Raw genomic sequence first — 7,109 nt, forward strand, 5'->3', positions numbered from 1 at the left:
CGCGCCAGCCCCCTGTGTCAGAGCAGTTGTCGCCTGGATAGGATCGCGCAATGAGGGGGCGCGGGTGATCGAGAATGGCGAGAGACGGACAAGCCTTCAGGGACCGCATCGTGGCGCGGCTGCTACCGCCGGAGAGCGCGGCCATTGATGTGGTGTCCCGAGAGGTTGGGGTCAGCGTTGCAACCTTGGAACGCTGGCGGGCCCAGGCGCTGGCCGCACCCGGTGAGCTGACGAACAACCAGCGCTGGACGCCGGCGGCACGGCTGGAGGCGGTGATCACCACGGCGACGATGGATGAGGCCGCCCGCAGCACCTGGTGCCGCGAGCAAGGCCTCTACCCCGCCGAGCTGGAGGCCTGGAAGCATGATGCCATTGCCGGCCTCGGCGAGCCGCGGGCGGCGAGTGCCGTCGAGGCGCGGCAGGACCGGCGACGGGTCCGGGAGCTCGAGCGCGAGTTGCACCGCAAGGACAAGGCTTTGGCTGAGACGGCCGCCTTGCTGGTGCTGCGAAAAAAACTGGATGCGGTCTTCCGCGACGGCGAGGACGAATGACCCGCCTGGAGGACCGCCAGACCCTGATGGCCGAGATCACGGCGGCCAGCGCCGCCGGCGCCCGGCTCGCCCCAGCCTGTGCCTTGGCCGGCATCGACCTGCGGACCTTTCAGCGCTGGCGTGGCGAGAACGGTCAGGTCCGGGCCGACCGCCGGCCCGACGCCATCCGGCCCAGGCCCTCGCAGGCCCTGAGCGAGGTGGAGCGGGCGCAGATCGTAGAGTTGGCCAATCAGCCACGCTTCGCCAGCACGCCGCCGGCCCGGATCGTCCCGGTGCTGGCCGACGAGGGCGTCTATGTCGCCAGCGAGGCCAGCTTCCATCGCGTGCTGCGTGACCATGGCCAGATGCAACGCCGCGGCCGGGCTCGCCCGCCGCGGACAGCAGGGCCGCCCAGCACGCATGTGGCCACCGCTCCAGGGCAGGTCTGGTGTTGGGATGTGACCTTCCTGCGGGCCCAGGTGCAGGGGCGCTGGTTCTACCTGTTCCTGATCCTCGACCTGTTCAGCCGCAAGATCGTCGGCCATGAGGTCCATGAGACTGACCAGGCCGAGCACGCCGCGCATCTGGTCCGCCGCACCGCGCTGGCCGAGGACATCCATGCCCGTGCGCACCGTCCGGTGCTGCACGGCGACAATGGCTCGAGCGTCAAGGGCACCACCGTGCTGGCCATGCTGCACTGGCTCGGGATCGCGCCATCGCACTCGCGGCCCAGGGTCAGCGACGATAATGCCTATGCCGAGGCGCTGTTCCGCACCGCCAAGTACCGCCCCGACTTCCCCACCGCGGGCTTTGCCGATCTCGCCGAGGCACGGCACTGGGCGGCCGCCTTCGTGCGCTGGTACAACCACGAACACCGTCACAGCGGCATCCGCTACGTCACCCCGGCCCAGCGCCATGCCACCGAGGACCGGCCCATCCTGGCCGCCCGCCACGCGCTGTACCAGCAGGCCCGCGAGGCCAATCCCCGCCGCTGGAGCGGGCCGACCCGCAATTGGACCCCGATCGGCGCCGTTACCCTCAACCCAGAGCGCGACAGCAGCGTCGCGGTCAGCACATTGAAGCAAACCGGATAGGGGGGCGATTACGAGACCAAGGCGACAACTATCTTGACGCGCACCGCAATGCCGGCGCTGCTGACGCTACTTGGAGCGAAAATCCACGCTTTGCCAACCAAGCGCAACGCTGGATGCATGCCCAGCGCTGGATGCCGCGAGGCTGACCTTTGATGCCGTAGCAACCATGGCGTAGGCAGCGACGGCAGACGCGCCGCGCGCGATCATCGCCATTGGCAGTCGGCGGCCGGGCGCTGGCCAGCCTAGTGCAATCGCGGGCAAGGCCAAATCGCTGGAGGCCGCTGTCGAGCTTCGGCGAGGATGAGAACCCGATCCGATCCGAGCGTGGTTACACCCCGGTTGAGATCCGAGGCCGGCGCGAGGCTGGAGCTTTGGGCCGACAGGGGGTGTGCAGGACAGGCGAATGTGGCGCAGTTACCGCATGTCGCCCTTGCCCATATCGGCACTGTAAGCTTCGCCTATCAGGTGACGCCTCGGGTTTCCCAGACATCTCTACACCCTTGCCGGAAGCGACCGTTTTAGCGGAGGATCGGCTCTCGGGTAGTGCGGAAGCAATCCGCCGCCCCTTCCTCGGGAGGAAGCCATGGTCCGGATCACGCGCCGCGCCGCTTTCCAAGGAGGAGCCGCACTGTTGGCTGCGCCTCCCTTAATCGATCGGGCAAATGCCCAGAGTGCCTTCGACTGGCGCCGCTTTCGCGGCGAGCGGATTGAGGTAAGCGTTCAGCTCTCCCCTCGCGGTACCATGCTGCAACAGAACAATAAGGAATTCGAGGAACTCACCGGGATCCGCTGTGGCCTTGAAGTTGTGCCCGAACAGCAGCACCGGCAGAAGATCATCGTCGAGTACGCCTCTGGGCGCCCATCCTTCGACGTGACCGAGATCAGCCTGCACGTCAATAAGCGCCAAGTGGGGAAGGCCCGCTGGAACACCGATATCCGTTCCTTACTGGCGGATTCCACGTTGACGGCGCCAGATTTCGACTTCGCGGACTACGGCGAGGGCATGGTGACATATGCAACCCAGTCGGACGGGCGGCTGGATACTTGCCCTGCTGGCGCCGACTATTTCATTCTATACTACAACAAAGAACTGCTTGCCGGCAAAAACATTGCTGTGCCGACCACCTGGGACGAGATGTACGAGGCATCGAAGCGCCTCGCCGACCCAACGAAGCAGGTCTATGGCCATGTCGGACGGGGCGTAAAGAACGCCAATGTCGTGCTGTGGTCTAGCTACCTGCTGGGAACTGGCCAGCGCGACATGATTGATGCCAACCGGCAGCTCATTACCGATACCCCTGATGCTATTTGGGCCGGAGAAAACTACAAGAAATTCCTGCGCAACGTGTCGCCACCCGGCTCGATCGGCTTCAACTGGAATGAGTGCCAGACCACTTTCATGCAGGGTCGGGCGGCCATGTGGGTGGACGGGATCGGCTTCGCGGCGCCGCTTGAGGATCGCACCCGGTCGCGCATCGCGGGCAAAGTTGGATATGCGGTGGTGCCACGCGGGCCGGGGCCGCAACACCACTGCGCGCTGTTTGGAGCGGGTTATGGCATCCCTGAAGCATCACGGAAAAAGGGACCCGCTTGGCTCTACATTCAATGGGCACTGGGCAAGGCCAACCAGCTTAAGTGGCTGGTCAGCGGTGCTGGCGTGCCGGCCCGTAGCAGCCCCTTCAGGAATGAGGAAGCCATAGGCCGAAGCCACTTCCCGCGGGAATTCTTCCAGACACTGGAGGCGAGCGCCAAAATCGCCCGCGCCGGATTGCCGGAGATTGTTCCTGTGACGCAATTCCGTGATGTGATCGGCAGCGCACTGACCAACAGCATCAGTGGTGCTGATGTTGCGACCGAGTTGAAAAAGGCAACTGCCGAGTTCCGGCCCATTCTGGAACAGAGCGAGCGTGAGACCTGATGTCCCAAGCCACGGCTGCATCTGTCGCCGTCCAGGCCACCGCCAAGCGGCGCCGTAACTATGCGCGGCGTTATGTCTGGTTCGTGGTACCTGCTGCGGTAGTGATTATCGCCGTCATCCTGTTCCCCTGGATTTTCACTATCTATGTTTCGGCCTTCGACTGGAGGCTCGGAGGGGAGCGGCGCTGGGTTGGCTTCGCTAATTACAAGCAGCTGTTCACCGATGCACGGTTCGGGTGGGCGGTTCTCCGCACGATACTCTATACGGCATTGGCGGTGGTGTTACCGATGTTGTTGGGCTTAATAGCCGCTCTTAGTTTCAACAGAAAATTCCCTCTACGTGGTTTGGCTCGCACCATCTTCATTCTGCCGATGATGGCAACGCCGGTGGCGGTGGCACTCGTCTGGACGATGATGTTCCATCCGCAACTCGGTGTGCTGAACTGGCTCCTCGTGCAGTTCGGCCTTCCGCCTAGCCTGTGGGTCTATAGTGCGGACACCGTTATCCCGACCCTGGTGCTCGTCGAAGTGTGGCATTGGACACCACTGGTCATGCTGCTGATCCTTGGCGGTCTCGCCAGCCTGCCTGTCGACCCGTACGAGGCGGCCAAGATTGACGGTGCCAGTCCGTGGCAGGCATTCCGTTACATCACGCTTCCCCTGCTGGCGCCATTCATTGTGGTGGCCCTGATCATTCGCACCATCGATGCCCTCAAGGCATTCGATACTATCTATGTCATCACTCAAGGCGGCCCTGGCCAAGCCAGCGAAACCATAAACATATTCCTCTATCTGCAAGCCTTTGCCTTTTACAATGTGGGGTATGCCAGTGCGGTGGTGGTGGTGTTCTTCATCCTTATCATGGGTCTAGCAGCCCTGCTCTTGTGGACACGGGAGCGGGTGCGGATAACATGAGAAAGCTCAGGCGCCTTGCCGAAAACATCGGCTTCGGTTTTGCGGTCCTCGTGCTGATCGCTCCGGCAATATTGGTGTTTCTCTGGATGCTATCGCTGTCGTTGAAGAACGAACTTGATAACACTGCTTGGCCGCCGGTCTTCATTCCCGATCCACCAACACTGGACAACTACCGCGACGTCTTTGCGCGGAACGATTTCCTGCTATACGCCAGGAATAGCGTCATCGTTTCCTTCGGCGCCACTTTCCTGGCACTCGTTATCGGTGTGCCAGCCGGCTACGGCATCGCCAAGATGCGAGCCATGCGCGCAGCGGCATTGATCCTGATAGCGAGGATCACTCCAGGCCTTTCCTATTTGATTCCATTGTTCCTGCTATTCCAATGGCTGGAAATGACGGGAACCCTGTGGCCGATCGTAATAACCCATTTGGTTATCACTGTCCCGATCGTGGTCTGGGTTATGATTTCATTCTTCGAGGGCCTGCCAACGGAGTTGGAGGAAGCCGCATTGGTAGATGGAGCGACGATCTGGCAGGCCTTCCGTCACGTGGCAATGCCATTGGCCCGCCCCGGCATCACAGTCGCCACAATTCTTGCTTTTATTTTTTCTTGGAATAACTTTGTCTTTGCCATGGTGCTCGCCGGGCGAGAAACACGAACCTTGCCGGTAGCCGTCAATAACATGCTGACTTTTGAGCAAATTTCCTGGGGACCGCTTTCCGCAGCTGCGTTGCTGGTCACCTTGCCGGTGCTGCTGCTGACACTGTTGGCCCAGAAGCAGATTGTCGCCGGACTGACTGCAGGCGGGGTGAAAGGCGTGTAAGCGGTTGTATAGAAAGCCGCTGCTGGCGAGCTTGGGGCTGAAAAAGCGGCGGCGGTGAAGCGTCCCATGCAACTTTCCTGGAGAGAGCTGCCATTTGCGCACTTGAGACCGAGCCTTAATTGGAGGCTGTAGGTCGGCCGGATCCTGAGCTGCGACCAGTAACACCTTCTCAAACTGCTGATTACAGCTATCAAACCCGGAGACCATCTGCGGGCGACAGACGTTCGGCGCCTGCCCGGTAGCCCTTGAGTGCACGACCAGGGTAATTACCCACCCCCTCCTAACTTCAACGGCGGAGCGGTCAGGCTGTGACGGTCGTCAGGATGGTGCCGAAGACGCTGGTGTTCGGCGCGAGGCGGGCGGTGTCGACGACGGTGCGCACGTTCGCCTCGCCCTGAGCGGCCCACATTGCGCGATAGCCATTGGTGACCTTGCGCTGGATCACGGCGGGGCGGAGGTCGCGCTCGCAGGCGTTGTTTGTCGCCCCGACCTGTCCAGGCCAGTCGGCAAAGGTCAGGAGCTGGTCGCGCGCTCGCCGCAGCTTTGCTTGCAGCGCCCGCGTCAGCTCGCAGCCGCTGGGGGCTGCCAGGATCGCGTCCAGCCTGCGCTCGAGAGCGCGCCGCTTGGCGGCCAGGGTGGAGGCGGCCAGGCCTGCGGCGGCGTCGGCCAGGTCGAAGGCTGAGCTCAGCCAGAGCTTGAGCCGGAATGGCACTGGGTCGTCGCTGGCCTCGAGTGCATACGCCACGTCGCGCGCCAGATGCGCCAGGCAGGTCTGCTGGGCCAAGCCGTGGCCCTGTTGCGCCGAGTAGCGGTCCGAGAGCCAGACCGCGGGGCGGTGCCCGTCCATCATCGCGTGCACGACGGAGGCCGCGCGCGTCGGCGCGGCCTGGTGCACCACGGCATCCTTGCAGCGGAACACCCAATGGTAGCCGGAGCAGCCCTCGATCCGCACGCCGGTCTCGTCCGAGGCCACCACCTCGGCACGGCGCAGCGCCGCAACGGCCGCCTCACGCCCGGCCTGGAACCGACCTTGGGCGCGGCGGAGCAGGTTCATCAGCCCGCCCTGGCTGAGCCGCAGCCCGAACAGGTCGGCCAGTGCGGCCTGCAGCCGCTCGTAGGAGAGCGCCTGGAAGGTCTTCAGGTAGGTGGCCACCGCGTGCAGGCGCGGGCCGAACGGCGTGCCGCTGACTGGCACGGGCGCCACGGCCCGCGCGCCGCATCCAGGGCAGCGCACCGCCAAGCGGTGGTGGTGCACCACCTGCGGCCGGACCGCGGGCAGCTCGATGCACTCCCAGACCCCGGCTTCTTCAGCCGGAAGATCGGGCGCCAGCGCCATCCGGCAGCACGGGCAGACCTCAGGGCGGTGGGCGACCCTCTCGGAGACGTCGTCGCTCAAGGAGCGGCTATGGCCCGCGTGGCCCGGCTTGGCGCCTCCAGGTTTGGCGTGCTCGCGCCTCTCCTTCCGGTCCGTCGACGGCGGTTTGGAGGATGTGCGCGAGGTCTTCTCCGGTCGCTGCAGCCGCAGCACCAGCTCGATCAGCTCTGCCTTGCTCAGGTGCTCAAGCTCGTCCCGTCGCATGCCAGGATCGAATCAGCCAACCCACTCCCGCGCAAGGGGGGTGGGTAATTACCGACCAGGGCCGTCGTGGTTAACCATACCTTCACCCATGGCTATCGCTTCCTGTCCATCCGCTGACTCCCCGTTGCCCGTTGCCCAGAGACTTTCATTCCCCAGTTCCCACCGCTGCTCCAGTCGGCCTCCACACAACCTGTCTCTCCTAACCGGACCACCGCGCTGAGGCGCAGGTTTGGCCGGGGTTTCTGCGGCA

Annotated in this window: 4 protein-coding genes and 1 pseudogene; 4 read left to right on the forward strand and 1 reads right to left on the reverse strand. The window is 63.8% G+C overall.

Annotated elements, in window-relative coordinates; all coding sequences use genetic code 11:
* The first annotated feature begins 74 nt into the window (after positions 1-74).
* From BLR02_RS27595 to BLR02_RS27610, 4 genes and pseudogenes are all read left to right on the forward strand, one after another.
* Positions 75-1,624 (forward strand): annotated as a pseudogene (locus tag BLR02_RS27595) (IS3 family transposase).
* Positions 1,625-2,207: 583 nt separating this feature from the next.
* Positions 2,208-3,542, forward strand: a complete 1,335-nt coding sequence (locus BLR02_RS27600; RefSeq protein ID WP_090665421.1) for an ABC transporter substrate-binding protein — start codon at positions 2,208-2,210, stop codon at positions 3,540-3,542.
* Positions 3,542-4,456, forward strand: coding sequence for a carbohydrate ABC transporter permease (locus BLR02_RS27605; RefSeq protein ID WP_090665422.1), 915 nt, complete (start codon positions 3,542-3,544; stop codon positions 4,454-4,456). Before BLR02_RS27600 ends, BLR02_RS27605 begins: the two co-directional genes overlap by 1 nt.
* Positions 4,453-5,280: a carbohydrate ABC transporter permease gene (locus tag BLR02_RS27610; protein WP_090665423.1), complete on the forward strand. Its 828-nt coding sequence runs from the start codon at positions 4,453-4,455 to the stop codon at positions 5,278-5,280. Before BLR02_RS27605 ends, BLR02_RS27610 begins: the two co-directional genes overlap by 4 nt.
* 301 nt (positions 5,281-5,581) lie before the next feature.
* On the opposite strand, the gene tnpC is transcribed toward BLR02_RS27610, so the two are convergent.
* Positions 5,582-6,859 carry an IS66 family transposase gene (tnpC, locus tag BLR02_RS27615; protein WP_090665424.1) on the reverse strand — a complete coding sequence of 426 codons (1,278 nt, stop codon included), beginning with the start codon at positions 6,857-6,859 and terminating at the stop codon, positions 5,582-5,584.
* Positions 6,860-7,109: the final 250 nt, after the last annotated feature.

This window comes from Belnapia rosea, assembly GCF_900101615.1.
In the GTDB taxonomy this organism is placed as follows: domain Bacteria; phylum Pseudomonadota; class Alphaproteobacteria; order Acetobacterales; family Acetobacteraceae; genus Belnapia; species Belnapia rosea.